Source organism: Cryobacterium sp. TMT3-29-2 (genome assembly GCF_004564305.1).
Classification (GTDB): domain Bacteria; phylum Actinomycetota; class Actinomycetes; order Actinomycetales; family Microbacteriaceae; genus Cryobacterium; species Cryobacterium sinapicolor.
This window is the reverse complement of the sequence record NZ_SOGK01000100.1, coordinates 1-25,233: the sequence shown is the minus strand read 5'-3', so window position 1 is coordinate 25,233 and position 25,233 is coordinate 1. Positions and strand designations below refer to the sequence as shown.

Annotated in this window: 21 protein-coding genes, 2 tRNA genes and 1 pseudogene; 6 read left to right on the top strand and 18 right to left on the bottom strand. The window is 67.9% G+C overall.

The window, feature by feature from the left end; all coding sequences use genetic code 11:
* Window positions 1-460: 460 nt before the first annotated feature.
* The 4 genes from E3O67_RS11735 to E3O67_RS11720 all read right to left on the bottom strand — a co-directional run bounded on the left by E3O67_RS11735 (window position 461) and on the right by E3O67_RS11720 (window position 3,489).
* On the bottom strand, window positions 461-1,285 hold the full coding sequence (locus tag E3O67_RS11735; RefSeq protein WP_135102772.1) for an ATP-binding cassette domain-containing protein: 825 nt from the start codon (window positions 1,283-1,285) through the stop codon (window positions 461-463).
* Window positions 1,282-2,322, bottom strand: a complete 1,041-nt coding sequence (locus tag E3O67_RS17160; RefSeq protein WP_135102771.1) for an ABC transporter permease — start codon at window positions 2,320-2,322, stop codon at window positions 1,282-1,284. The genes E3O67_RS11735 and E3O67_RS17160 overlap by 4 nt, the downstream gene beginning before the upstream one ends.
* Window positions 2,319-3,281: a sugar ABC transporter substrate-binding protein gene (locus E3O67_RS11725; RefSeq protein WP_135102770.1), complete on the bottom strand. Its 963-nt coding sequence runs from the start codon at window positions 3,279-3,281 to the stop codon at window positions 2,319-2,321. Before E3O67_RS11725 ends, E3O67_RS17160 begins: the two co-directional genes overlap by 4 nt.
* A gap of 134 nt (window positions 3,282-3,415) precedes the next feature.
* Window positions 3,416-3,489: transfer RNA gene (locus E3O67_RS11720), tRNA-Met, on the bottom strand.
* 894 nt (window positions 3,490-4,383) lie between these two features.
* On the opposite strand from E3O67_RS11720, the pseudogene E3O67_RS11710 reads away from it, so the two are divergent.
* A pseudogene (locus E3O67_RS11710) lies at window positions 4,384-4,776 on the top strand (discoidin domain-containing protein); the annotation flags it as partial.
* The gene (locus tag E3O67_RS11705) at window positions 4,773-5,051 is read left to right on the top strand and encodes a galactose oxidase-like domain-containing protein (protein ID WP_198418977.1); all 279 of its coding nucleotides are present in this window, start codon (window positions 4,773-4,775) and stop codon (window positions 5,049-5,051) included. The pseudogene E3O67_RS11710 and the gene E3O67_RS11705, both read left to right, overlap by 4 nt.
* A gap of 156 nt (window positions 5,052-5,207) precedes the next feature.
* On the opposite strand, the gene E3O67_RS11700 is transcribed toward E3O67_RS11705, so the two are convergent.
* From E3O67_RS11700 to E3O67_RS11690, 3 genes are all read right to left on the bottom strand, one after another.
* A tRNA-Met gene (locus E3O67_RS11700) sits at window positions 5,208-5,284 on the bottom strand.
* A gap of 161 nt (window positions 5,285-5,445) precedes the next feature.
* Window positions 5,446-8,361, bottom strand: coding sequence for a UPF0182 family protein (locus E3O67_RS11695; RefSeq protein WP_241982144.1), 2,916 nt, complete (start codon window positions 8,359-8,361; stop codon window positions 5,446-5,448).
* 95 nt (window positions 8,362-8,456) lie between these two features.
* The gene (locus E3O67_RS11690) at window positions 8,457-9,560 is read right to left on the bottom strand and encodes a PDZ domain-containing protein (RefSeq protein ID WP_241979128.1); all 1,104 of its coding nucleotides are present in this window, start codon (window positions 9,558-9,560) and stop codon (window positions 8,457-8,459) included.
* 130 nt (window positions 9,561-9,690) lie between these two features.
* Here E3O67_RS11690 and E3O67_RS11685 point away from each other — a divergent pair, with 130 nt between their 5' ends.
* A complete protein-coding gene (locus tag E3O67_RS11685; RefSeq protein WP_370260453.1) occupies window positions 9,691-11,055 on the top strand; it encodes a zinc-dependent metalloprotease in 1,365 nt (454 codons plus the stop codon).
* Between the two features lie 116 nt (window positions 11,056-11,171).
* On the opposite strand, the gene E3O67_RS11680 is transcribed toward E3O67_RS11685, so the two are convergent.
* From E3O67_RS11680 to E3O67_RS11665, 4 genes are all read right to left on the bottom strand, one after another.
* On the bottom strand, window positions 11,172-12,035 hold the full coding sequence (locus E3O67_RS11680; RefSeq protein WP_134427542.1) for an aldehyde dehydrogenase family protein: 864 nt from the start codon (window positions 12,033-12,035) through the stop codon (window positions 11,172-11,174).
* Complete coding sequence (locus E3O67_RS11675; RefSeq protein WP_134427545.1) at window positions 12,032-13,579, bottom strand: aldehyde dehydrogenase family protein; 1,548 nt, start codon at window positions 13,577-13,579, stop codon at window positions 12,032-12,034. Before E3O67_RS11675 ends, E3O67_RS11680 begins: the two co-directional genes overlap by 4 nt.
* 10 nt (window positions 13,580-13,589) lie before the next feature.
* Window positions 13,590-14,609 carry a deoxyribose-phosphate aldolase gene (gene deoC, locus E3O67_RS11670; protein WP_135102767.1) on the bottom strand — a complete coding sequence of 340 codons (1,020 nt, stop codon included), beginning with the start codon at window positions 14,607-14,609 and terminating at the stop codon, window positions 13,590-13,592.
* A 70-nt stretch (window positions 14,610-14,679) separates the two neighbouring features.
* The gene (locus E3O67_RS11665; protein ID WP_134427551.1) at window positions 14,680-15,630 is read right to left on the bottom strand and encodes a sugar-binding transcriptional regulator; all 951 of its coding nucleotides are present in this window, start codon (window positions 15,628-15,630) and stop codon (window positions 14,680-14,682) included.
* Window positions 15,631-15,756: 126 nt separating this feature from the next.
* On the opposite strand from E3O67_RS11665, the gene E3O67_RS11660 reads away from it, so the two are divergent.
* Window positions 15,757-16,689, top strand: a complete 933-nt coding sequence (locus tag E3O67_RS11660; RefSeq protein WP_135102766.1) for an ROK family protein — start codon at window positions 15,757-15,759, stop codon at window positions 16,687-16,689.
* Between the two features lie 165 nt (window positions 16,690-16,854).
* Here E3O67_RS11660 and E3O67_RS11655 read toward each other — a convergent pair whose 3' ends face one another.
* From E3O67_RS11655 to truB, 4 genes are read right to left on the bottom strand one after another with little or no spacing between them, the layout of a single operon-like run.
* Complete coding sequence (locus E3O67_RS11655; RefSeq protein ID WP_135102765.1) at window positions 16,855-17,784, bottom strand: bifunctional riboflavin kinase/FAD synthetase; 930 nt, start codon at window positions 17,782-17,784, stop codon at window positions 16,855-16,857.
* A complete protein-coding gene (locus tag E3O67_RS11650; protein WP_134427560.1) occupies window positions 17,781-18,224 on the bottom strand; it encodes a hypothetical protein in 444 nt (147 codons plus the stop codon). The genes E3O67_RS11655 and E3O67_RS11650 overlap by 4 nt, the downstream gene beginning before the upstream one ends.
* A gap of 53 nt (window positions 18,225-18,277) precedes the next feature.
* Entirely contained in the window at window positions 18,278-18,646 is a 369-nt protein-coding gene (locus tag E3O67_RS11645; RefSeq protein WP_135102764.1) for a hypothetical protein, read from the bottom strand.
* Window positions 18,643-19,761: a tRNA pseudouridine(55) synthase TruB gene (truB, locus tag E3O67_RS11640; protein ID WP_174776829.1), complete on the bottom strand. Its 1,119-nt coding sequence runs from the start codon at window positions 19,759-19,761 to the stop codon at window positions 18,643-18,645. Before truB ends, E3O67_RS11645 begins: the two co-directional genes overlap by 4 nt.
* Before the next feature lie 69 nt (window positions 19,762-19,830).
* Between truB and E3O67_RS11635 the strand changes: the two genes are divergently transcribed.
* Window positions 19,831-20,835: a ketopantoate reductase family protein gene (locus tag E3O67_RS11635; RefSeq protein ID WP_134427566.1), complete on the top strand. Its 1,005-nt coding sequence runs from the start codon at window positions 19,831-19,833 to the stop codon at window positions 20,833-20,835.
* A 31-nt stretch (window positions 20,836-20,866) separates the two neighbouring features.
* Here E3O67_RS11635 and E3O67_RS11630 read toward each other — a convergent pair whose 3' ends face one another.
* The gene (locus E3O67_RS11630; protein ID WP_166786899.1) at window positions 20,867-21,526 is read right to left on the bottom strand and encodes a uridine kinase; all 660 of its coding nucleotides are present in this window, start codon (window positions 21,524-21,526) and stop codon (window positions 20,867-20,869) included.
* A gap of 76 nt (window positions 21,527-21,602) precedes the next feature.
* On the opposite strand from E3O67_RS11630, the gene E3O67_RS11625 reads away from it, so the two are divergent.
* Window positions 21,603-22,457: an A/G-specific adenine glycosylase gene (locus E3O67_RS11625; protein ID WP_241979137.1), complete on the top strand. Its 855-nt coding sequence runs from the start codon at window positions 21,603-21,605 to the stop codon at window positions 22,455-22,457.
* A 93-nt stretch (window positions 22,458-22,550) separates the two neighbouring features.
* On the opposite strand, the gene rbfA is transcribed toward E3O67_RS11625, so the two are convergent.
* Entirely contained in the window at window positions 22,551-23,081 is a 531-nt protein-coding gene (rbfA, locus tag E3O67_RS11620; protein ID WP_135102763.1) for a 30S ribosome-binding factor RbfA, read from the bottom strand.
* A 99-nt stretch (window positions 23,082-23,180) separates the two neighbouring features.
* A partial coding sequence (infB, locus tag E3O67_RS11615; protein WP_135102762.1) for a translation initiation factor IF-2 occupies window positions 23,181-25,233 on the bottom strand: 2,053 nt, incomplete at its 5' end.

Below are 25,233 nucleotides of genomic sequence, written 5' to 3'. Positions count from 1 at the left end.
AGCCATCGTCATCGAAGCCGCCCACCACCGAACACCGCAGCGACCCCGCGAGCCCCGCCGCGAGAGCCTGCAGCTCAGCGACCGCCCACGCCGCCGCGGACGAGCCGGGTACGGCATCCGCTGCGGGGTGTTCCTGGATGTTGGTCACAAGATGAGTCTAGCTCAAATAGAACAAACTATCTACACTGCACAGCTACTTGCGTCAGTTTTCTCGAACAAAAAAATGAGCGACACTCGCCCAGCGGGACCTGCCGACAGCGCGGCGCTCATCCGCCACACACTGTCACACGTCGGGCAACGAGGTCCGGTGCCGAACCAATTCGACGGAGATTCTGCGAAGACTGGACGTATGTAGCCGAATCTAGGCCGCCACGGGCAAAATCTCCGTCGAATTCGTTCGGGCGGGCGGGCGTTCGGGAGGGCGGGCGGGCGTTCGGGAGGGCGGGCGGGCGCGACGTGCCTACGGTCGCTCCAATTCGTGGGCCAGCGCCTCGAGTTCGGCACCGCCGGCCATCAGCGCGGTCATCTCTTCGATCGTGATCTCATTCTTGGCGAAGTCGCCCATGCTCGTGCCACGCTGAAGCAGCAGGAACCGGTCGCCGACGGGGTAGGCGTGGTGCGGATTGTGCGTGATGAAGACCACCCCGAGCCCCCGGTCCCTGGCCCGGGCGATATAGGAAAGCACAACCCCTGCCTGTTTGACGCCGAGCGCCGACGTGGGCTCGTCGAGGATGACGACCTTCGCCCCGAAATACACGGCTCGCGCGATGGCGACGGATTGCCGTTCGCCGCCGGAGAGCGTTCCGATCGGCCGGTCCACGTCGCGCAGGTCGATGCCCATCCGGCCCAGCTCGTGTTTCGTGGTGGCCCGCATGCTGGCCACATCGAGTCTCCGCAGAGGGCCTCGACCTCGGGTCACCTCGGAACCGAGGAAGAAATTGCGCCACACCGGCATCAGCGGCACCACGGCCAGGTCCTGGTAGACGGCGGCGATGCCGAGGTCGAGCGCCTCCCGCGGATGTGCAAACCGGCGCTCAACCCCGAAGGCGAGGAGGGTACCCTCCGAATGCTGGTGGGTTCCGGAGAGGATTTTGATGAACGTCGATTTGCCTGCACCGTTGTCGCCCAGCACGCAGAGCACTTCCCCGGCGCCGACGGATGCCGACACGCCCGCCAACGCCCGCACCGATCCATAGGTCTTGCCGACACCCTGCACCTCGAGGAGGGGCTCCGGACGGATCGCCGCCGGGAGGATGGGCTCCGGCCGGATCGACCCCGGCGTCATGCGCGCACCCCGGGCTGGCGGCGAACGAGGAGGTTGACCAGAACGGCGAGCAGCAGCATCCCGCCGAGGAAAGCCTTGAGCCAGTTGTTGTCCCACTGGGCGAACACAATGCCCTGCAGGGTCATCCCATAGATCAGGGCGCCGAGGGCGGCTCCGATCGCTGATCCGTAGCCGCCGGTGAGCAGGCATCCGCCCACGACTGCACAGATGATGTAGATGAATTCCTGGCCGACCCCGGTCGTGGCCTGCACCGTGGACACGTCGAAAAGCTGCAGCATACCCACGAGCCAGCCGGCACCGGCCGTCGTCATGAACAGCCCGAGCTTCACCTTGAACACGGGCACGCCGACCTGCCGGGAGCTCGTGACCTGGCCGCCGACGGCGAAGATCCAGTTGCCGGGCCGAGTGCGCAGCAGAACCCAGGTGGCCAGAGCGGTCAGCGCTATCCACCAGACGATCGAGATCTTGACGTCCATGCCCAGCAGGGGGAACGAGGAGCCGAAGAAGACCTTGACCTGGTCGAACCCGGATACCGCACCCATGCCCTGGATGGCGACACTGCCCGTGATGAGCTTGGTCAGGGCCAGGTTGCAGCCCTGCAGGATGAAGAAGGTCGCCAGGGTCACGATGAAACTGGGCAGTCCCGTCTTCATGACAACCCAGGCGTTTCCGGCACCGATCGAGAGCGCCACCGCGAGGGCCAGCACGAGCGCGAGCCAGATATTCAGGCCCCACTGGGTGGTGACCACGCCGACGATGAGCCCCGTCGTGCCCGTCATCGCCCCGGCCGAGAGGTCGAACTCCCCGCCGATCATCAACAGGGCGACGGCCACGGCCATGATGCCGAACAGGGAAGCTGAGTAGAGCCAGGTGGAGATGCCCGCGGGCGTCAGGAACGCCTGCGTGGACACCGAGAAGAACAGGAAGATGGCCAAGGCTGCGACGAGCGCGCCGATCTCAGGTCGGCGCACCAGGGTGAGCAGCGGATGCGCCCGCTTCTTCCGTTCATCGATCCCCGCGCCCACAGCGACGGTCATCTCGTGCCGTTCTCCGCGAACTTCGCGACCTGGGCCGCGTTCTCCTTCGTCACGAAGCCCGGCCCGGAATAGACCGGCAGTCCGCCGCCGACGACGTCGCCGTTGCGTTTCTGCAGGGTGAGGAAGGTCACGGGCAGGTATCCCTGGGAATAGGACTGCTGGTCGACCGCGAACAGCATCTTGCCGCCCTGGATGAGCCGGGTGACGTCGGCGGACACGTCGAACGTGGCCAGCGCTGCCGGACTCTTCGCCTCGTCGATGGCCTGGCTCGCGGCCACGGCCACCCCGGTCTGCAGGGTGAGAACGGCATCGATGGACGGGTCGGCAAGGAGTTTGCTCTTGATGGTGTTCTGGGCATCCGCGAGGTTGGCGACGTCGACCTGAACGTTGCTGACGGTCGCGCCGACCGTGTCGGCGGTACCCTTGCACCGCTCCTCGAGTCCGGAGTTGCCGGCCTCGTGGATGATGCAGATGACATTGGTCACGTTCGCGGCGGCCAGCTGTTCGCCGGCCCCCTGGCCCGCGATGAACTCACTCTGACCGACGTGCGTCTGCGCGCCGAACTCGAGGGACTTCTCCAGGCCCGAGTTGATAGTGATCACCGGGATGCCGGCGGCAACAGCTTTCTCGACGGCGCTCTTGACGCCGTCCGGGTTGGCCATAGAGACGATGAGACCGTCGGGCTGGGCAGCGATGGCCGCCTCGATCAGCTGGCTCTGCTTGACCGGGTCGCCATCGCCCTGGTAGGTGACCGTGGCACCGAGGTCGGTGCCCGCCTGCTCGGCGCCGCTCTTGACGACGTCCCAGAAGGAGTCACCCGCGGTGCCGTGGGTGACCACGGCGATCGTCACCTTCTCCCCCGCCGCCGCGGTGTCGGCACCCGATTCCGTGGCCGTGCACCCTGACAGTGCCAGGGACGCGACCCCGAAAACGGCCAGCAGGCTGATCTTGAGCTTCATGTCTGTTCGCTTTCCGACTGTCGTACGAAGGCCTGACCCGGCGGGTGTCCGCCGGTGACCTGGTGCATTTCGAACTTACTGGACGATAAAAGCCAAAAAAGCCCCCGGAACCATGTGGTCCCGAGGGCTGATAGTTGCGGGGGCAGGATTTGAACCTACGACCTCTGGGTTATGAGCCCAGCGAGCTACCGAACTGCTCCACCCCGCGTTGCAAGAACAAACTTACCACAGCCTCGGACCAGGTGGATCCCCTACTGAATCGAGGTCCGCGGTACTCCCGGTTTCCTCGGACGCTTCCTGACGAAGGGTGGCTACGATGTCGGACAAACCAGAAGCCGCTTCCGATCGTCGGACGGAGTGATCCGTGGACTGCTGGCCAACAGCCTGGAGACGGCAGCCCTGGGCGACATCGGGTTCTTCGAGGTCGGAGCCGCCGCGGCCCTCGAAGTCCGTTGGACAGGTCGCCCGCGATCACCGCCCGGCCATAAACGGAAATCTCCCTACAGCCACTCCTTCCGTTCAATTTGGATCTGGGGTTTTATCATCAGTGCCCGCACCATCCCCCAGTACCCAGCGAGGTATTCCGTATGCGCCGAAACCCGATTGTTGCCGGTCTTGTCGCTGTGACGCTCGCTGGCCCACTCCTGTTTACCGGCTATACCGGCCCATCCACCTGACCTCGCAGTCCGGTCATGATTCCGTCGGCGCCCCAGCCGGCGAGCACTCAGAGTTGCATGTCAAGACGGCTCTGGCTCCAGCCGGACCCTCGGCCACTCCGCTGCCGCGAACAGGGTGGACCGTGTCTCAAATGGGCGAATCGGCCGTTTTGAGATCCATGCCAGCTCGGATGGCGCGAACCGGGGAGCCGCAGTCGCAACGGGAACCTGGGCCGACAACTCGTTGGAAAAGACGTCGGGATTCACCCTGGTGGCGACACGTTTCGTGCGACTGACCGCGATCACGGAAGCAGGAAACCGCGGCCCCTGGACCGGCGCCGCCGAGCTCAACCTCGTCGCGGAAACAGGCACCCCCCCAGCCGCCACCACCCGCACCAGCGCCCGCCGCGCTCACCCGGACCGGCTGGACCGTAGCGGCCAGCGACCAGGAGACGACCCGCGAAGACGGCAGCGCCGCGAACGTGCTCGACGGCAGCCTCACCATGATCTGGCATTCCCAGAACTCCCCCACCTTGGTCCCGTTGCCGCACAGCATAATTCTTGACATGCGGTCGACCAACGAGGTCTCCGGTTTCACCTACGCCCCAAGGTCCGGCACGTCCCGGAACGGCACCATCGGCCAGTACGCCATCGCCGTGAGCTCCGGTGGCACGACCTGGAGCGTACCGCTCGCCAGTGGAACCTGGGCTGACACCAGCCAGGCGAAGGCCGTCACGTTCCCGGCTGTCCAGGCGCGATACATTCGCCTGATCGCGACGACCGAGGCCGGCAACCGCGGACAGTGGACCTCAATGGCGGAACTGAACGTGATCGGTTGATCCCTCTCAGCGCCGCCGCCCGCTCCGACCCCACGGGGTCGAAGGGAACCTGGGGTGCGACGATCGGTTTCCCGCTGGTTCCCGCGGTGGCGGCCCTTCTGCCCGGCAACAAACTGCTGACCTGGTCCTCGTATTCCACTACGACCTTCGGCGGGGCCAACGGCAGGACCGCGATTCCGTCTGATCCGGGTGTCGTGGTCCCCGGTTACTGTCGTTTATTCGCTATGGACGCCAACGGGGTGCCGAGCGTCGCCAAGACGATCCAGATCGGGTAGCCGAATTGGGTTCTTCCCGTCGTGCCGAAGGTCTCAACGACGACCGAAAAAGAGAAAGGACCGGTGCAGCATTTCTGCTGAGCCGGTCCATCTTCTTGCTTTGGTTGCGGGGGCAGGATTTGAACCTACGACCTCTGGGTTATGAGCCCAGCGANTTGGTTGCGGGGGCAGGATTTGAACCTACGACCTCTGGGTTATGAGCCCAGCGAGCTACCGAACTGCTCCACCCCGCGTTGCAAGCACAAATTTACCACAGCCCCCGGGGCGGTCCGACCACACACCGCCCCGACCGGGCCGCGATATGCAAAACGCGGGTGCTGCGCCGCTCCGCGGGAGGCGTGCCTCCGTCGGAGCGGCGCAGCACCCGCGCAGCGGATGAAGCGGCGCGCGTGCGCTACTGGTCGAGCAGCACCAGCAACTCGGCGACCGCATCGTTCAGCTTCTTATCGGCTGCTCCGTAGGCGGTGAAGTCTCCGGTCGTCAGCGCGGCCTGCTTCTCGGTCACAGCCAACTTGGCCTCCGCGAGGAGTGACTGAATCCGGGCATCCGTCGCCGGGTCACCGGTCGAGCTCGACGGGGTGGTGTCGCCCTCGGCCGGGGTCTCCCCCTCCACGGGCGTTTCGGTCGGCGGCACATCGGTGTCGCCGGCGCTGGCACCGGAGTCGCCGCCGAAGAGCACGTCTAGGGCCTTGTCCAGCGTGTCCTCGAATGCGATCTGGTCTCCGAAGGCGACGAGCACCTTCTGCAGCAGCGGGTAGCTGGTCTCACCCGTCGACTGCACGTAGACCGGCTGCACGTAGAGCAGACCGCCACCGACAGGCACGGTGAGCAAGTTGCCGTTGAGGACCTTGGACTGGCCCTGCTTCAGCAGGTTCAACTGCTGCGAAACGGTCGGGTCGGCGTTGAACTTGGCCTGCACCTGGCCGGGGCCGGGCACCGTCACATCCTTCGGCAGGTTGAGCAGGCGCAGCTTGCCGTAGCCTTCCGACCGCTTCCCGTCGGTCGAACCGGCATCCGCGTCTACCGCCAGGTAGCCGGTCAGCACGTTTCGGCTGGTCGCGCCGCTCGCATCCGGAATGAAGGTCGAGTAGAGCGAGAAGGCCGGCTTCTCCTGGCCCGGGACCTGCATGGTCAGGTAGTACGGCGGCTGCAGGGTCGTGTTCGTCGACGGCGACACCGGGTCGTTCGGCGTGGTCCAGGCGTCGTCGACCGAGTAGAAGGAACCCGGGTCGGTGACATGGTACTTGCCCAGAACCCTGCGCTGCACCTTGAACATGTCGGCCGGGTAGCGCACGTGGCTCATCAGGTCGCCACTCATCTCGGTCATCGGCTTGAGCGTTGACGGGAAGATCTTCTGCCAAGTCTTGAGCAGCGGATCCTCTTCGTCCCAGGCGTAGAGGGTGACTTCGCCGTCATAGGCGTCGACCGTAGCCTTGACCGAGTTGCGCATGTAGTTGATGTTGTCGAGTGCGAACGGCTGCGGGGGCGTTTCCGTGTCGGCGATCGCGTCGCTCAGCCCCACTGAGGTGGAGTACGGGTAGGTGGCCGAGGTGGTGTACCCGTCCACGATCCACTTGACCTTGCCATCGACGATCGACGGGTAGGCGTCCGAGTCGAGGGTGAGGTACGGGGCAACCTTCTGCACCCGGGTGACCGGGTCGCGATCGTACAGGATCTGCGACTTCTCGTTGACGGCGTTGGCCAGGAAGATCTGCTCCGACTGGAACTTGAGCGCGTAGATCAACTTGTTGAACGCGTTGTCGAGCTTAGGCCCGCCGTCGCCGGTGAAGGTCGTGTAAGTCTGCTGCGCGCCATCCGTTCCCGACGGGTAGTCGAGCTCGACCGGCTTGCTGCCCTCGGGCGCACCCACGATGGAGTACGGCGCGCTGGTCTCGCCGAAGTAGATCCGCGGCTCGTAGTCGGGCAGCGACCCGGTGCTCGGGATGCCCGACTCGAGGAACACGGGCTGGCCGGCGGCCGAGCGCTGGTTGCCGTAGGCCGCCACGACGCCGTACCCGTGGGTGTAGACCACGGTCGAGTTGACCCAGGTGTTACCGGCGTTCAGGCCGGACAGCTGCAGGTCGCGCACGGTGACCACGGTGTCCTGGGACTTTCCGTCGATCGTGTATCGGTCGACGTCGAGGTTCTGCGGGAACTGGTAGTACTGCTTGAACTGCTCGAGCTGGGAGAAGGCGTCACTGACCAGGGCAGGGTCGAGGATGCGGATGTTCGCGGTGGTCTCCGCGTCGGCGCGCAGGGCGCCGGGCTCGGCCGTCGTGCTCGCGTTGTAAGGAATCTCTTCCACGTCAGCCACGTCGTAGGCGTCGCGGGTGAGGTCGATGTTGCGTTGAATATAGGGTTCCTCGAGCGTCTTGGCGCTCGGGACCACCTGGAACCGCTGCACGACCCACGGGTACAGCGAGCCGAGCAGGAGGCTGCTCACGATCAGCAGCGCGGTGCCCACGATGGGCAGACGCCAACGGCCGATGACGGCCGTGAGGAGGAAGAGGATGGCGACGAGGGCAGCGATACCGGCCAGGATGGCCCGGCCCGGGATCGTGGCGTTCACGTCGGTGTAGCCGGCGCCGGTGATCAAGTCGTTGGTGTTGGTCAGGGTGGAGTACTGGTCGAGCCAGATGCTCACAGCCTGGAGCATCAGGTAGAGCGCGGCCGTCACGGCGATCTGGATGCGGGCGGCCTTGGAGACGATGACCTCGCGCCCGCTCACCCGGATCGAACCGTACAGGTAGCTCGTGGCCGCGGCGACCAGAGCCGAGATGAGCACGACGGCCGATGCGAAGCCGAGCACGGAGTGGAAGAAGGGGAGATCGAACAGGTAGAACGAGACGTCCAGCTTGAACTGGGGGTCGACTCGGCCGGTATCCGTGCGGTTGAGCCACATCAGGACGACCTGCCAGCGCGTCGCCGCGGCGACGCCGGCGAACAGGCCGAGCAGCGCGGGGATGCCGTACATGGCGAGGCGGCGCAGCGGCTCGATGACCTGCTGGTAGCGGTCGAGCTGCGAATTGAGCTTTGCGTAGACCGGCCGCGACCGGTAGGCGATCTGGATGCTCACCCAGACCGGGACCGCCATGGCGACGAATCCGATCAGGAAGAGTGTGGCACCGGCGAACCACTGCGTGGTCAGCACGCTGAGGAAGCCGAGCTGGTCGAACCAGAGCACGTCGGCATAGAGTCCCGCGAATACGAAGAAGATGATCACCAACCCCGCGATGATCGCTGCCGTAATGGCAAGGGGAGCACGGCTGCGCTGTGGCGCGGGCGCGCTACGGGGTTGTTGTGACGTCACGAATTGGCCTCTTGATCTCGAAATCGGCGGTCAAGCTTCATTCTAGACAACCGTCCCGAACGAATGCCGCACGTTCGCTGGGGAGTGGCTCGGGGTTATCCGAGTGGGCACTGCTCCAGGGCGTCGGTGTCCGAACCGATGCGGACGGCGTCGAGCGCGGCCAGTGCGTCGTCGAGGGTTTCGACGGAGAAGACCGTCATCCCGTCCGGCACATGCCCGGTGACCTCGTCGCAGTTGTCTGCGGGCGCGAGGAACCAGTCGACGTCATTCTGATCGGCACCGATCAGCTTCTGCCGGATGCCGCCGATCGGTCCCACCTCGCCAGCCTGGTTGATCGTGCCGGTGCCCGCGACATCCTCACCGCCCTGAATGAACCCAGGGGTGAGCGTGTCGATGATGCCGAGCGCGAACATCATGCCCGCACTGGGCCCGCCGACAGAATCGAGCTCGATCGTGACCTCGAAGGGGAAGTCGTAGTCGCTCGTCACGTTGATTCCCACCACGACGGCCTCACCTGCCTCGACCGGGGTTACCTCGACGGTCTCTCCGGCGCCGTCCCGGATGATTCCGATGGATGCGGCGTCGTCGACCCCGTTCCGCGTCAACGCCTCGCGCAGGGCCGTGATGTCGGCGACCTCTTGGCCGTTCACCGAGACCACCTGGTCGCCGGCGGCGATGGCTCCCTCGGCGGGCGAGTCGTCGGGCAGGGAGACGACCGAGAGGATCGTCGGGTAGTCATAGCCAAGACTGGTCAGAGCGGCGGCGATGGCATCCTGCTGCGAATTCACCATCTGCGCCTGGGTCTGCTCCTCGCGCTGCTTCGTGCTCACGTCGGGCGGGAACGCCGACTCGAGCGGGATCACAGCCTGGTTCGGGTCGAGCCAGGCGGCGGCGACGCTGAGCCAGCTCGGCCGGTTGTCGGGATTGCCCACGAGCGAGACGGTCAGCAGGTCGAGGCTGCCCTCGGTCGGGTAGACGGGTTCGCCCGACACGGAGATGAGCTGCACTCGCTCGCCGTCCTGTTCGGCCGTGCCGATGGTGTTGTAGACCGGGCCCGGCTTCTCGATCACATACGGCGACGGCGTCACGGCGAGGATGAGGCCGATGACCATGGCGATCCCGAGCACCACCCAGCCTGCCCCGACGGCGCGAGTGGATCGGCCGGACGGCGGTACTGGGTGATCGGTGAAGAGGGCCACCGGTCTCCTTCCAGGGATTGTGCCGGCTGTTCGCGGCAGGCGGACACCGGTTTACCAGCGTAGGTCATTTCCCAGTTCGCTCCGGGGATCTCGGGCTAGCGTAGGAGAACGCGACTGAGAGGTGCCTGAAGTGGCCGACGACGACTCCCGACCCGACGAGGGTCACAATCCCGAAGATGAGTTTCGGGACATGCTGCGCGACATCCTGAGTGGGAAGTCGTCCATCGACCCGAGCCAGCTGGCCGGGGCGGCGGGCCTCCCGAGCGACCCCGCGAGCATCTCCGCGCTGATGAACCAGTTGCAGGGAGCCCTGCGCGGCAGCGGCGACGGCTCCATCAATTGGGATGCCGCTCTCAGCCAGGGCCAGGAACGTGCGGCCCAGGGTCAGCTCGATGTGACCCCGGCCGAACGTGCCGCCCTCGACCAGGCGTTCCACATCGCCTCCCTCTGGCTGGACGAAGTGATCTCGGTCGCGGAGCTCACCACTCCGCCGCGCCTGATGACCCGCAAGGAATGGGTCACCGCGACCATGCCGCTCTGGACCCAGCTCGCCGAGCCCGTGGCGACCAGCATCTCCGATTCCCTGACCCGGGTACTTACCGACCAGGCCCCTGAGGAGCTCAAGGGCATGATGGCCGGTGCCGGCCAGGTGATGCGCAGCATCGGCGGCACCCTGTTCGCCATGCAGCTCGGCCAAGTCGTGGGCCAGCTGTCCAGCGAGGTCGTCTCCGGCGGCGACGTCGGCATCCCTCTGCTCAGCGACCAGCAGGCCGCCCTGCTCCCTCAGAACGTGGCCGCGTTCGGCGAGGGTCTCGACGTGCCCGCCGACCAGGTGCAGATCTACCTCGCCGTGCGCGAGATCGCCCACGCTCGCCTGTTCCGCCACTCCCGGTGGCTGCGCCTGCACCTGATCAGTTCGATCACGGACTTCGCCCGTGGCATCCACATCGACTCCAGCCGCCTCGAGCAGCTCGCGGACGGCTTCGACCCGGCGAATCCGGAGGAACTGCGTGCGGCCATGGTCGACGGCTCACTGATCCCGCCGAAGAGCGAGGCCCAGCTGGCCGCGCTCTCCCGACTCGAGACGATGCTGGCCCTGATCGAGGGCTGGGTCGATGTCGTCACGCTCGAGGCCACGAGTCGGCTGCCCCGCGCGGACGCGATCGCCGAGACGGTGAAGCGGCGCCGGGCATCCGGTGGCCCTGCCGAGTCGGCGTTCGCCACCCTGGTCGGGCTCGAACTGCGGCCCCGGCGGCTGCGCGAGGCCGCCGCCCTGTGGCAGGCCGTGGCGGATGCCGTCGGCAACGAGAAGCGCGACGAACTGTGGGCACACCCGGACCTTCTGCCCTCGTCAGCGGACCTCGACGACCCGCAGGCCCTCGTGGCCCGCCTGACCAGCTCGGCGGCCGGGGCCGAGCCGGTGCTGGACGAGGTGGACCAGGCCCTGGAAGATCTGCTCCGCGACGACGACACGGAGCGGCCGCACGAGGTCTAGCTCACGATCGCATCGGGTAGGCAGTCGGGCCCTGACGAATTCGACGGAGATTTTCCGGTTGTGAGGCCGGAAAAGCACTTTTTCGGCCGTGTCGGCCATAATCTCCGTCGAATTCGTTAGATCAGGCCCTTCGTGTGCCAGATCGTCTTCGTCTCGGTGAACGCCAGGATGCGGGCCAAAGAGGGGCTCGCGGCATCCGGACCGTTCTCGGGCTGCAGCACCCGGGTGAGCGTCTCGGCCGCGTCGATCTCAAGGTGGATCCAGTCCAGGTCGCCGGCGCCGACCAGGTCGAGGGCGTTGACGTCGGCGTGACTGGCCAGCCACGGTGCCATCTCGGCCGGCGATCCGGTGAGGATGTTGACCACGCCTCCAGGAACGTCGCTGGTGGCAAGCACTTCGCCCAGGCTGATCGCCGAGAGCGGCATGGCCTCGTTCGCGACGACGACCACGGTGTTGCCGGGCACCAACGCGGGGGCGATCGCGCTGACCAGACCGAGCAGGGATCCCCCGGTCTGCGGCGCGATGATCGCGACGACACCGGTGGGCTCCGGCACCGAGAGGTTGAAGTACGGCCCCGACACCGGGTTGGCGTTGCCGGCCACCTGCAGGTACTTGTCGGCCCAGCCGGCGTACCAGACCCAGCGATCGATCGACTCGTCGACCTGGGCGGACGCGGCGGCGGGCGTCACGCCCTCCGACTGCACGATTTCGGCCACGAACTGCGCCCGGCGCCCCTCGAGCAGCTCCGCGATGCGGTAGAGCACCTGGCCGCGGTTGTAGGCCGTGGCGCCGGCCCAGCCGCCGAGGGCCGAGCGGGCTGCGACGACGGCGTCACGAGCATCCTTACGGCTGGCCTTGGCGGCGTTGGCGAGGAATTCCCCGTCGTGGGAGCGGATCTCGTAGACCCGGCCCGACTCGCTCCGCGGGAACTTGCCGCCGAGGTAGAGCTTGTAGGTCTTGGGAACGGCGAGGCGGGTCACTTGGCTGCCTTCTTTCTTGAAACGGGGGTCTTCTCAGCCGGCGAAGCGACAGCCGGTGCGACGGATGCCGCGGGCGCGGCCGTCACGGTGCGCGCGGCCGCTCGGCCGGCGGCGGGCTTGAGGTACGCGGCGAGGCCGTGGCGGCCGCCCTCGCGGCCGTAGCCGGACTCCTTGTACCCGCCGAAGGGGCTGGCCGGGTCGAAACGGTTGAACGTGTTCGCCCAGATCACGCCGGCGCGCAGCTTGTCGGCGACGGCCAGCATCCGGCTGCCCTTCTCGGTCCAGATGCCGGCGGATAGGCCGTAGGGGGTGTTGTTGGCCTTGGCGACGGCCTCGGCCGGGGTGCGGAAGGTGAGCACGGAGAGCACCGGACCGAAGACCTCGTCGCGGGCGATGCGGTGACTGGTGGAGACATTGGTGAAGATGGTCGGCTTGAACCAGAAGCCGGTCTCGGGCAGCACGCAGTCCGGACTCCAGCGCTCGGCGCCTTCCTGCTCGCCGATGTCGGTGAGTTCCCGGATGCGCGCCAGCTGCTCCGCGCTGTTGATGGCGCCGATGTCGGTGTTCTTGTCCATCGGGTCCCCGAGGCGCAGGGTGGACAGGCGCGCCTTGAGACGCTCGATCACGTCGTCGTGGATCGACTCCTGCACGAGAAGGCGGCTGCCGGCGCAGCAGACGTGACCCTGATTGAAGAAGATGCCGTTGACGATGCCCTCGATGGCCTGGTCGATGGGCGCGTCGTCGAAGACGATGTTCGCGGCCTTGCCGCCGAGCTCGAGGATGACCTTCTTGTCGGTGCCGGCCACCGAGCGGGCAATGGCCCGACCGGCTCCGGTGGAGCCGGTGAACGCGACCAGGTTGACGCCGGGGTGGCCGACGAGGGCCTTCCCGGTGTCGCGGCCGCCGGTGACGATGTTGACGACGCCGGCCGGCAGGTCGGCCTGCTGCAGGATCTCGGCGAAAAGGAGCGCGGTCAGCGAGGTGGTCTCGGCCGGCTTGAGCACGACCGTGTTGCCGGCGGCGAGGGCCGGCGCGATCTTCCAGGCCAGCATCAGCAGCGGGAAGTTCCACGGGATTACCTGGGCGGCGACGCCCCGCGCGGACGGCGTGGGGCCGACCCCGGCGTGGTCGAGCTTGTCGGCCCAGCCGGCGTAGTAGAAGAACCAGGCGGCGACCAGAGGCACGTCGACGTCGCGGCTCTCTTTGATCGGCTTGCCGTTGTCGAGGGTCTCGGCCACGGCGAGCTCACGGGCCCGCTCCTGCACGAGGCGGGCGATGCGGAACAGGTACTTGCCGCGATCGCTGCCGGAGAGCTTCGACCAGGTCTTGTCGTAGGCGCGACGGGCGGCGGACACGGCCGCGTCGACATCCGCCGCGTCAGCGTGGGCGATCATCGCGATCTGTTTCTCGGTGGCCGGGTTGATGCTCTGGAACGGCTCACCGCGACCGGCGACGAACTGGCCGTCGATGAACAGTCCGTAATCCGCACGCAGGTTCAGGAGGGCCTGCGACTCCGGGGCCGGAGCGTAGTCAAGGAAGCTCATGGTGTAATCCTCAATCCATCGTCACGTAGTCGGGGCCGGAATAGTGCCCGGAGGTCATCTTCTGACGCTGCATCAGCACGTCGTTCAGCAGGCTCGACGCCCCGAACCGGAACAGGCCCGGCGTGAGCCATTCCTCGCCCACGGTTTCGGCGACGGTCACGATGTACTTGGTGGCGTCTTTGGATGTGCGGATGCCGCCGGCCGGCTTCACACCGACCCTCGCCCCGGTGAGGCGGTACCAGTCGCGCACGACCTCGAGCATGGAGAGGGTCACGGGCAGGGTGGCCGCGACGGGCACCTTGCCGGTGGAGGTCTTGATGAAGTCGCCGCCGGCCAGGATCGCGAGCCACGACGCACGACGCACGTTGTCGTAGGTGTTCAGTTCCCCGGTCTCGAGGATCACCTTGAGGTGCGCAGAGCCGCCGTCGGGACGGCGGCAGCTCTGCTTGACCGCCACGATCTCGTCGTAGACCTGACCGAACCGGCCGGACAGGAACGCCCCGCGGTCGATGACCATGTCGATCTCGTCGGCGCCGGCCGCGACGGCGTCGTGCACGTCCGCCAGCTTGACGGCGAGGGACGCACGCCCACTCGGGAAGGCGGTGGCGACGGCGGCGACGTTCACGCCGGCATCCGTGCCCGCGGAGTGCGCGGAACCGAGGGCGGCGACCGCGTGCGGAACCATATCGCCGTAGACGCAGACCGCGGCCACCCGGGGGCAGCTCAGGTCGCCGGCGTCGGGCGTGACTGCCTTGCCGACCAGGGACCTCACCTTGCCGGGGGTGTCGGCGCCCTCGAGGGTGGTCAGGTCGATCAGGCTGATGATCTTGTCGATCGCCCACTTCTTCGAGCTGGTCTTGACCGAACGGGTGCCGAGGTCGGCGGCACGCTGTTCCAGGCCGACGGCGTCGACGCCGGGGATGCCGTGCAGGTAGCGCCGCAGGTTCGCATCCGTGGCTTCTCCGCCGATGAGTGCCAGGGCGCGTTCCCCGGTGCTCAGCTGGGCCATGGCCGTGTCACTGGTTGTCATGAAGTGTCCTCGCGGTCGGAGTGCGGTCGGAGTGCGGTCGGAGTGCGGTCGGGGTGAGGTCGGAGTGCGGTCACGCGTCGTCGGCGAGGATGGCGAGTGCGGTGTCCTCGTCGGTGACGAGTACGGTGCACAGGCCGCTGCCGACGACGGCGCGGGCGATGGAGTGTTTGGAGCTGCCGGCGATCACGGCAATGGCCGTCTTCGCGTGGCGCAGCGCTTCGAGCTGGATGCCGACGGTGCGGCCGTCGAGTTCGGGGTCGACGATATTGCCGTTGCTGTCGATGTAGCGGCCGACGATGTCGCCGACGGCGCCCTTGCGCACGAGTTCGGCGACCTGGTCCACGGTGAGGTAGCCGCTGTCGACGAGAGCCGAGTTCTGGTCGGCCTGGCCGGCGCTGAACAGGTAGGCGGATGCCGCGGCGCCGAGGTGCAGCACGGCGGCGACGGATCGATCGGCTTCGATCGCGCTCTTGGTCTCGAGGCGCTCGAGAATGGCGGGGCTCGGCAGCAGGGTCGCCGCCCCCGAGGCCTTGTGGGCGATGGTGACGGCCGTGGCCGCCGCGGTGCCGGCGCGGCGATTGAGGCTGACGCCGCCGTTGATCTGCACGACGTTGACACCGTTGGCCCAGCCCTTCGCCAGGTGCAGCGACACCTCGTGCAGGGTGCGGCCCCAACTGATGCCGAGCGTGCGCGGCACGGGCCGCAGGCCCGTCAGGTAGTCGGCGGCGGCCTGGGCGGTGCGGGACTGGAGTTCCTCGTCACCGGAGACGCCGGCGGAGGAGACGACGATGGCATCCGTCAGCTGTGTGGTCTCACGCAGGCGGCGTTCGATGGAAAGGCGGCGGGCCCGCGGGTGCACGATCTCGATCCGGATGAAGCCGCTGGCCTTGGCCTGGGCGAGGAGCCGGCCCACTTTCCAGCGGGTCAGGCGGAGAACGGTACCGATTTCGTCCTGCGTCTTGTTCTCCTCGTAGTAGAGCTCAGCCGCGCGAATGGACAAGAGTTCGTCGGTGTCCGTCATGGTGCTCCGTTCCGTTCGGGTCCAGCCTAGGTCGCCGGTCTCCCCCGATCAACAGCTGTTGCTGATGTTGCTCATCCGCGCGTCGGAGCATCGACAGATGAACTCGGCACGCCCTAGGCTCAGATCATGCACCGAAGCTATGCTCTCGCCGTCGATCTCGGCGGAACCAAGGTCGAAGCCGCCCTCGTCGACGAACAGGGGGTGGTGCTCGCCGCCAGCCGGCACCGCTCCCCCACCGGCCCACTGAAAAGCGCCGAGGAACTCGCGGCCGCTGTGGAATCCGTGCTCATCCGTGCGCGCGCGGGCCTGCCGGCCGGAGCCGCCCTCCTCGGGGTGGGCATCGGCACCGCCGGCCCGATCACCGTGGAAACCGGCCAGGTCTCGCCGCTGAACCTGCCGGCCTGGCGGGACTACCCGTTGCGGGACTTAGTTGCGGCGCTCGTGCCCGAAGCCCCCGTGCGGCTGCGCCTGGACGGCCTCTGCATCACCCTGGCCGAGCACTGGCTCGGCGCCGGGCAGGGTGCCGACAGCCTGATGGGCATGGTCGTGTCCACGGGCGTCGGCGGGGGTCTGATCCTGGGTGGAACCACCGTCTCCGGTTCCAGCGGCAACGCCGGGCACATCGGCCACATCGAGGTCGGCGGGTTCGACGACCTCTGCGCCTGCGGCGGCACCGGATGCCTCGAGGCCGTAGCGTCCGGACCACGCACCGTGGCCTGGGCGCGCGCGCAGGGCTGGTCCGGACTCACCGGCGAGGATCTCTCGGCCGCGTACGCGGCCGGAGACCCGATCGCGATCAACGCGGTGAAGCGCTCCGGCCGGGCAATCGGCCAGGCGATCGCCTCCGCGACGAACCTCGTGGACCTCGACGTGGTGGCGATCGGCGGCGGGTTTTCCCACGTCACGCCCGACCTGTTCGACTTCGTGCGGGCGGCCGTCGCCGAGCGCACGGTGTTCTCCTTCGCGACCCGGGTGCGCGTCGTCGCATCCGCTCTCTCCGGCGACGGCCCTCTGATCGGGGCCGCGGCCCTGATCCATCGCGCCGAGCTGGTCGCCTGACGCTCACCAGCCTCCCGCTCCCCGCCGCTCCCCGCGGCTCCCCGCGGCTCCCCGCCGCTCCCCGCGGCGATCACCGAACTGTTGCCTGATCGGACAAATGTTGCCGGTGTGCGGGCAACATTTGTCCGCACGAGCGACAGTTGCGCTGGGGGCGGCGCCGGCTGCTCAGGCCAGGATGCCGCGGACTTTCGAGACGTCATCGTGCATCTGCACGATCAGCGGGTCGATTCCGGTGAAGGCGACCATGCCCCGGATGCGCTCAACGAACGACACCTCCACCACGTGGTCGTACAGGTCGATGTCCTGGTCGAGTACGTAGGCCTCGACCTGCTTCTGCGCCACGCCGTCGAAGGTGGGGTTGTTGCCCACCGAGATGGCTGCCGGGTAGCGGATGCCGGCATCCGTCAGCCAGCCCGCGTAGACGCCGTCCGCGGGGATGAGGCCCTCGGATGCCGGGGACAGGTTGGCCGTGGGAAAGCCGAGCTCGCGTCCCCGCTTCGCGCCGTGCACGACCTCGCCGCGCACCGTGGGGTTGTGCCCGAGCAGAGTGGTGGCCGCGCCGACCTCGCCGCGGGTGAGCAGCTCGCGGATCCAGGTGGAGGAGACCCGGCGCATCCGGTCTGGTTTCACGTCGTCGATCAGGCGCACGGTGAACCCGAACCGGTCCCCCAGCTTCTGCAGGAGGTGCACGTCACCGGCGCCGCGGGCGCCGAACCGGAAGTCGCGGCCGACCAGAACGGTGCGCGCGTGCAGCCCGCGCACCAGGATGCTCTCGATGAATTCCACGGGCGACAGGGCGGCCAGCGCCGCTGTGAACTCGAGCAGGAGGGTGGCGTGCGCGCCCGTCTCGGCGAGCAGGGCGAGCTTCTGATCGGTGCTGATCAGGGTCTGGGGGCACTCATGGGGGGCGAGCACGGCGAGCGGATGCCGGTCGAAGGTCACCACCACCGAGGCCAGTCCGCCCTGGTCGGCGAGTGCCTGCAGCTCGGCGATGACCGCGCGGTGCCCCGCGTGCACACCGTCGAACTTGCCGATGCTGACCGCGGAGGCAGGCCAGTCGGCGGGGATGTCGGCGACGCCGCGCAGCACCTTCACGCGCGCGCCTTGCCGCTGCGGGACAGCCACCACATGCCCAGGACCGGCAGCACGAGCGGGATGAAGAGGTAGCCGCGGCCGTACAGCGACCAGACCGAGTCGTGCGGAAACAGGGCCGGGTCGAGAAGGCTGAGGGTGCCGACCACGAGCACGCCGGCCAGCTCGAAGCCGATCGTGATCCAGGCCACGCGGCGCCAGCGGCCGCCACTCCTGATCAGGGCCACCGTGGCGACGATGTAGACGACCGCAGCCAGCGCGGATAGCGAATAAGACAGCGGGGCCTCAGCGAATTTGGAGACGATCTGCACGAAGGACCGGCCCGTGGCGGCCAGCGCGAGTAGACCGTAGACGGCGATCAGCACCCGTCCGATTCCGGTCACCGGGGTCGGCCGTGTGGTTCCGGCGGTCGTCCCTGCGGCGTTGCTCTCCTGTGCGGTCATGTCTCACTGATTATCGCAGCATCCGTGAAGCCGTTTTTCACGGAACCGGGACTTCACAGGCCCTGGACAGTCCAGATCTGCCACATGCGGTAGACCATCACGGCGACGCCGAGACCGGCAACACCCAGGATGACCGTGCTCCAGCGGCTGCGCTCGATCAGCGCCCAGGCGGCGGCGGCCACAGGCACCAGGATGGCGCTGATCAGGTAGGTGTAGAACTCGAGCAGGCTGCCGGTCGCGTTGTTGCCGGTGAGCGGGGCGACGATCGCAACGACGAGCTGCATGATCAGCAGCAACTCTACGAGTGCGGTGGCGCCCATGGTGAGGTCGTTGGGTTTGCGGCCGGCCAGACCGAGGGCGATGCAGAGCAGGCCGGCGAGGGTCGCCACGCCCAGCTGGAGCCACATGAACCACTCGATCATTCGGTCGCCTCCGGGGCTTCGGTCGGCGGGGCTTCAGCCCGTGGGGCTTCGGTCGGCGGGGCTCCAGTCCGTGGGGCTTCGGTCGGCGGGGCTCCAGTCCGTGGGGCTTCGGTCCGTGGGGCTTCAGTCGGCGGGGCCGTGAATGCCTCATCGGGCGGGAAGTTGAGCAGAGACTTGGCGTGGTCGCCGCGGTACTCGACCAGGCCGACCAGACGGCCGTCCGGCGCCACCGCCGCGATCGGGCCGACCGGTGCGGCGGCGCCAGGAGCGCCATCCGCGCCGGCCTCACGGGATGCGGCGTCCACCGCGATGCGCTTGCCGTGGGCGAGGTCGACGGCCTGCTGCTCGGTGAGGTCGAGGCGTCCCAGGATGCGCGTGGCGGCATCCGTCGGGCCGATCAGGCCGGCCGCGACGTCGAGTTCGGCGAGCGGCTGGGCCCTATCGACCCCGAACGGGCCGATCCGGGTGCGACGCAGGCTGGTGAGGTGGCCACCGACCGAGAGGGCGGCGCCGAGGTCGCGGGCCAGCGCCCGGATGTAGGTGCCGGAGGAACACTCCACCCGCACGTCGAGGTCGAGGAAGCCGTCGGCCACGCTCGTGGAGAGCAGCTCGAAAGCGCTCACGGTGACCGGGCGGGCGGGCAGGTCCACCGCCTCGCCGGCCCGCACCCTGGCGTAGGCGCGCTTCCCGTCGATCTTGATGGCGCTGACCGAGCTCGGCTGCTGCGCGATATCGCCGGTGAGTGCGTCGATGCCGGCCGCGACGGCTTCCGGCGTGATGGCGGCGACGGCGTCGACGGATGCCCGCGCCAGCTCTTCGCCCTCGGCATCGTCGGTCGTCGTCGAGGCACCCAACCGAATCGTCGCCCGGTATTCCTTGTCGAGGCCGACGACGTAGGTCAGCAGCCGGGTGGAGCTGTTGATGCCGAGGATCAGCAGGCCGGTGGCCATCGGGTCCAGCGTGCCGGCGTGGCCGACCTTGCGGGTGCCGGCCAGGCGGCGGGTGCGGGCGACGGCGTCGTGGCTGGTCCAGCCCTGGGGCTTGTCGACCAGCAGAAGGCCGCTCATACTGGCGCCGACCTTGCCCTGGGCTGCTTTGTCATTCACTCTTGCCATGGTATCCGGCGCCGAGTGCGAGGCTGCCCGCCGAGGCCCGGCCCACCGGGCGCGACCTAGGCTGAGGAGATGAAGATTGCGGTGATCGGAGCGGGAGCCCTCGGCGGCACCTTCGCGACCCTGCTCGCCCGGGCGGGTCACACCGTGACGGTGACGGCGCGCGGGCCGGCGCTGGCGGTGATCCGGGCCGAGGGGATTTCACTGACCGGCGCCTTCGGGGCCGCGCGGCAGCATCCGTTTGCGCTCGAACGCCTGGTCGAGACCCCGCAGCTGGCGCTGGTCTGCACCAAGGCTCAGGATGCGGCGGCTGCCGTCGGCGAGAACGCGCGGGTTCTCGACGGCTCCCCGGTGATCGTCGTGCAGAACGGCCTCGACGGGGTACGCACCGCGAGCGCGCTGCTCCCCCGCTCGGATTGCTTCGGCGCCCTGTCGATCATCGCGGCGAACTACACCGCTCCCGGTCTGGTCACGATCACCACCGCCGCGCCCACCTATCTCGGCCGCGGAACCGGCGTCGCGGATGCCGCCACCCTCGCCTGGCGGGACGTTCTCGCCGACGCCGTGCCCACGCTCGCCCTCGACAACTTCGTCGGCGCCCAGTGGACCAAACTGGTCGTCAACATGCTCAACGCCCTGCCCGCGATCACCGGGCTGAGCGTTCAGGCCGTCGTCGACCACCCCGGGCTGCGCCGCGTGATGACCGAGAGCATGCGCGAGACCGTGCGGGTCGGGATCACGCGCGGAGTGCGGTTCGGCAGCCTGCAGGGCCTTGGCGACCGGCCCTTGCGCGCCTTTTCGCGACTGCCGACAGCCCTCGGCCAGGTGCTGCCGCTGCGGCTGCGCGCCCGCATGGGCGACGTGCCGAACCTCGGCTCGACACAGCAGAGCCTGAAGCGCGGCCAGCTCACCGAAGTTGACTACCTCAACGGCGCCGTGGTGCGGGAGGCCGCCCTGGCCGGGGTGCGGGCGCCCGTGAACCAGTTACTGACCGCACTCGTGCACGAGGTCGAGGTGCGCGGGGTGCCGCTGGCCCCCTACGACGTGCTCGAACGATTTGCGGCGCTCCGTCGCTGACGCAGGCAGTCCGCTGGTCGAAACCCCCGGATCAGCAGCTGTCGAGGAACAGCCGCCGGGGGTCATGCGGGTTGCTCAGGTCGACGACGGCCGTCGCCCGGCTGCGCGGGCGCACCTGGCCGCGATAGAGCCGGTCGGCGACCGTGTGCTCGTTCTCCAGGTCGGCGTCGTCGGCAACGCCGGCACCGAACCGCACGGCATCCGCCTCGGTCTCCACCAGAACGCTGTACGACCACAGATCGCGCAGTTCCTTGCGGTTCAGGTACTCCCCGTCAATGATCAGCGTGGCGTCGGGAGGCCCGGTCAGCCAGGTCGGTTCGATCCAGGTGTCCCGGGCGGCGTCGAACGCCCGGGTGACGAAACCGGTGCTGCCCCCCAGCCGGAACGGGTCGAGCAGCACGCGCCGCAGCAGCGAGAAGTCGTAGAGATAGCGCAGCAGCCGCTCGGGTGATTCCGGCCCGAAGCGCTCCTGCTCGGCGCGGGAATGCCGGAAGTTCTGGAGCGAGGCCCGGAACACCGGATGCTCCCGCTCCTCGAACACGGCGGCCAGGTCGTCCGCAAAGGCGGCGCGTGTCTCGGCATCCGTGCCGTCGACGGCGAGGACCGTGCGGCCCAGGCCGTAGACGCCGAGAATTTCGGTGGCGAGTTCGCGCAGGAACTCAATCCGGTCAGTGGAGACAAGCTTCATCATCCGAGCCTAGGTTAGAACGGTGGATCCCACACTCCCGCTGCCGCCTGCCGCCGACTCCCCAGCCCTCAGCCTGGCCATCAACGCCTGGTTCAGGGGCAACGCCCGCGACCTCCCCTGGCGCCGCACCGGCTTCGGTGCCTGGGGCGTGCTGGTGAGCGAGTTCATGCTGCAGCAGACTCCCGTCAACCGGGTGATTCCCCGGCTGGCGGAGTGGCTGGAGCGCTGGCCGACCCCGGCCGACCTGGCCGCCGTGCCACCGGGCGAGGCCGTACGCGCCTGGGCGACGCTCGGCTACCCGCGACGCGCGCTCTGGCTGCACGCCGCTGCGGTGGAGATCACCGAGCGTCACGACGGGGTGGTGCCATCCGACGTCGACGCCCTGCTTGCCCTCAGCGGGATCGGCGACTACACGGCCAGGGCGGTCGCCGCGTTCGCCTACGGCCTGCGGCATCCGGTCGTCGACACCAACACCCGCCGCGTCATCGCCCGCGCCGTGGCCGGCCAGGCCGAGCCGGCCCCGCCCAGCCGCACCCGGGATCTCGACGCCATGGGCGCGCTCCTCCCCCACGCCGTGAGCGACGCCGCCGTGTTCAACGCCGGCATGATGGAGCTGGGCGCCGTGGTCTGCACCGCGAGGAGTCCCCGCTGCGACGACTGCCCCATCCAGAGCGTTTGCGCCTGGCGCCTGGCGGGCTACCCGGCGTATTCCGGCCCCCGCAAGGCCGTACAGAAGAAGTTCGAGGGCAGCGACCGCCAGGTGCGCGGGCTGATCATGGCCGAGCTGCGCGCCACCCGGCATCCGGTGACGGATGCCGAGATCACCGGTCTGTGGCCGGACGGAGTCCAGCGCGACCGGGCTCTGGCCGGCCTGCTGGCCGACGGACTCGCCGTCTCCACTGCGCCCGGCGCGTACACCCTGCCGCACGGATAGGCACCAGGCACACGAAAGGCCGAGCCCGGGAGCATCCGTTCATGGATGTCCCTGGCCCGGCCGGCCGGTCACTGACCGGAACGCGCTGCCGTGCTACTTCTCTGAATCCGCCTCAGCGGCGACCTCGGCGTGCAGGCCCACCGCGGGCTCAGCCTCGTCGTCATCGCCATCGTCGTCGTCGTCGTCGTCGTCGGCGTCGGCGTATTCCCGCGGCTTGACGTAGGGATCCTCGTCGCCGGCGTACTTCGCCGTGCGAGCCTGTTCCTCCACCTGCGTGTCGCGCTCGCGCGCCTCACGCAGAAGGTCGTCGATCAGGGCCGCATTCTCCGGGATGGCGTCCGCGATGAACTCGAGCGACGGCGTCAGGCGTGCCGTGATGTTCTTGCCGACCTCGCTGCGCAGCATCCCGGTGGCCGCCTTCAGCGCCGCAGCGCTGTCGGCCCGTTCCTCCGCGGAACCGTAGACCGTGTAGAACACCGAGGCGTGCTGCAGGTCACCGGTGACCTTGACGTCGGTGATGGTCACAAAACCGAGTCTCGGGTCACGGAGACCGCGCTCAATGCGCTTGGCCACGATGACCTTGATGCGGTCGGCCATTTTTCTGGCGCGTGCCGGATCTGCCATTGTCTCACTCCTATTGTCGAAAATTCACCGAAGATACGGGCCCCGCCGGGTCCCTGTTCAGGAACCCCGGCGAAACCCGCACCCAACATCCGTAAGTCGTTAGACCCGCGGCTTTTCCTTCATTTCGATCGTCTCGATCTCGTCACCGATCTGGATGTCGTTGAACTTGCCCAGGCCGATACCACACTCGAAGTCCGTGCGGACCTCGGTGACGTCGTCCTTGAAGCGACGCAGCGACTCGATGCCGAGGTTGTCTCCGACGACGACGCCGTTGCGGATGACCCGCGCCTTGGCGTTCCTCGTGATGACACCCGAGCGAACGATGACACCGGCGACGTTTCCGAACTTGGAGGAGCTGAACACCTCGCGAATCTCGGCGACACCACTCTGCACCTCCTCGAACTCGGGCTTGAGCATTCCCTTGAGGGAATTCTCGATGTCCTCGAGTGCGTTGTAGATGACCGAGTAGAACCGCACGTCCACGCCTTCACGGGCTGCGCGTTCGCGTGCCTTCGTGTCGGGGCGCACGTTGAAGCCGATGATGATCGCGTTGTCGACGGTGGCGAGGTTGACGTCGCTCTCCGTGACCGCACCGACACCACGGTGGATGATGCGCAGCTGGACCGAATCGTCGACCTCGATCTTGAGCAGCGACTCTTCCAGTGCTTCGACAGCACCGGAAACGTCACCCTTGATGATGAGGTTGAGAGACTCGACCTTGCCCTCTTCGAGTGCACGGGTGAAGTCTTCGAGGCTGATGCGCTTGCGGGCCTTGGCCAGCAGGGCGTTCCGCTCGGCGGCTTCGCGCTTCTCGGCAATCTGACGTGCCGTGCGGTCTTCCTGGATGACCAGGAAGGTGTCGCCTGCACGAGGAACGCTGGAGAGGCCCTGAACCTGGACTGCACGGGACGGAGTGGCGGCGAGCACGGGCACGCCGTTTTCGTCTGCCATCGCCCGAACACGGCCGTAGGCCGTGCCCGCCACGATGGAGTCTCCGACGTGCAGGGTTCCCGACTGGATGAGCACGGTCGCCACGGCGCCACGGCCCTTGTCGAGGCGTGCCTCGATGGCCACGCCGCGAGCGTCCTTGTCCGGGTTGGCCCGCATGTCGAGGCCAGCGTCCGCGGTGAGCAGCACGGCGTTCAGGATTTCCTGAATTCCGGTGCCCTGCTTCGCCGACACGTCGACGAACATGACGTCTCCACCATATTCTTCGGCGACGAGGCCGAACTCGGTGAGCTGCTGACGCACTTTCTGCGGGTTAGCGCCGGGCTTATCGATCTTGTTGACTGCGACCACGATCGGCACGTTGGCGGCCTGGGCGTGGTTCAGCGCCTCAATCGTCTGCGGCATGATCCCGTCGTCCGCCGCGACCACGAGGATCGCGATGTCGGTGACCTGGGCACCACGGGCACGCATGGCGGTGAACGCCTCGTGGCCCGGCGTGTCGATGAAGGTGATGGCGCGTTCGATGCCCTCGTGCTCGGTGATGACCTGGTAGGCACCGATGTGCTGCGTAATGCCGCCGGCTTCGCCCGCCGCAACCTTGGCGTTGCGGATGGCGTCGAGGAGCGCGGTCTTACCGTGGTCGACGTGACCCATGACGGTGACGACGGGAGGACGGGCGACGAGTTCCTCGTCGGTCTCGTCTTCCAGCTCCTGGTCGATGTCGATGTCGAAGCCGAGCAGAAGCTCACGGTCCTCATCGTCGGGCGAGACCATCTGGATCTTGTAGCCGAGCTCGGAACCGAGCACGTCGAACGTGGCCTCATCGAGGGACTCGGTCGCCGTGGCCATCTCACCGAGGTGGAACAGCACGGTGACCAGGTTTCCGGGGCTCGCGTCGATCTTGTCGGCGAAGTCCGTGATGGACGCACCACGGCGCAGCCGTACAACGGTTCCGCCGTCGCCGCGGGGTACGCTCACGCCACCCAGCGACGGAGCCTCGCGCAGCTCGAACTCTGCCCTCTTCGTGCGCTTCGACTTGCGGGCTTTGTTCTTGCCGCCACCGCGGCCGAACGCACCAGCGGTTCCGCCACCAGGGCCGCGACCGCGACCACCGGCGCCGCCGCCACCGGCGGGACGGGGCGGGCCGAAGCCGGGGGCACCTGCCGGGGCGCCACCAGGACGCTGGAAGCCGGGGCGTGCGCCG

Bases quoted from the DNA above. Each gene is read 5' to 3' on its own strand.
- E3O67_RS11735 (WP_135102772.1), bottom strand. From the start codon at position 1,285: ATGACGCCGGGGTCGATCCGGCCGGAGCCCATCCTCCCGGCGGCGATC.
- E3O67_RS11675 (WP_134427545.1), bottom strand. From the start codon at position 13,579: ATGAGCTTCCTTGACTACGCTCCGGCCCCGGAGTCGCAGGCCCTCCTG.
- E3O67_RS11650 (WP_134427560.1), bottom strand. From the start codon at position 18,224: ATGACCGCACAGGAGAGCAACGCCGCAGGGACGACCGCCGGAACCACA.
- E3O67_RS11725 (WP_135102770.1), bottom strand. From the start codon at position 3,281: ATGAAGCTCAAGATCAGCCTGCTGGCCGTTTTCGGGGTCGCGTCCCTG.
- E3O67_RS11645 (WP_135102764.1), bottom strand. From the start codon at position 18,646: ATGATCGAGTGGTTCATGTGGCTCCAGCTGGGCGTGGCGACCCTCGCC.
- E3O67_RS11630 (WP_166786899.1), bottom strand. From the start codon at position 21,526: ATGATGAAGCTTGTCTCCACTGACCGGATTGAGTTCCTGCGCGAACTC.
- E3O67_RS11665 (WP_134427551.1), bottom strand. From the start codon at position 15,630: ATGACGGACACCGACGAACTCTTGTCCATTCGCGCGGCTGAGCTCTAC.
- E3O67_RS11660 (WP_135102766.1), top strand. From the start codon at position 15,757: ATGCACCGAAGCTATGCTCTCGCCGTCGATCTCGGCGGAACCAAGGTC.
- rbfA (WP_135102763.1), bottom strand. From the start codon at position 23,081: ATGGCAGATCCGGCACGCGCCAGAAAAATGGCCGACCGCATCAAGGTC.
- truB (WP_174776829.1), bottom strand. From the start codon at position 19,761: ATGGCAAGAGTGAATGACAAAGCAGCCCAGGGCAAGGTCGGCGCCAGT.
- E3O67_RS17160 (WP_135102771.1), bottom strand. From the start codon at position 2,322: ATGACCGTCGCTGTGGGCGCGGGGATCGATGAACGGAAGAAGCGGGCG.
- deoC (WP_135102767.1), bottom strand. From the start codon at position 14,609: ATGACAACCAGTGACACGGCCATGGCCCAGCTGAGCACCGGGGAACGC.
- E3O67_RS11635 (WP_134427566.1), top strand. From the start codon at position 19,831: ATGAAGATTGCGGTGATCGGAGCGGGAGCCCTCGGCGGCACCTTCGCG.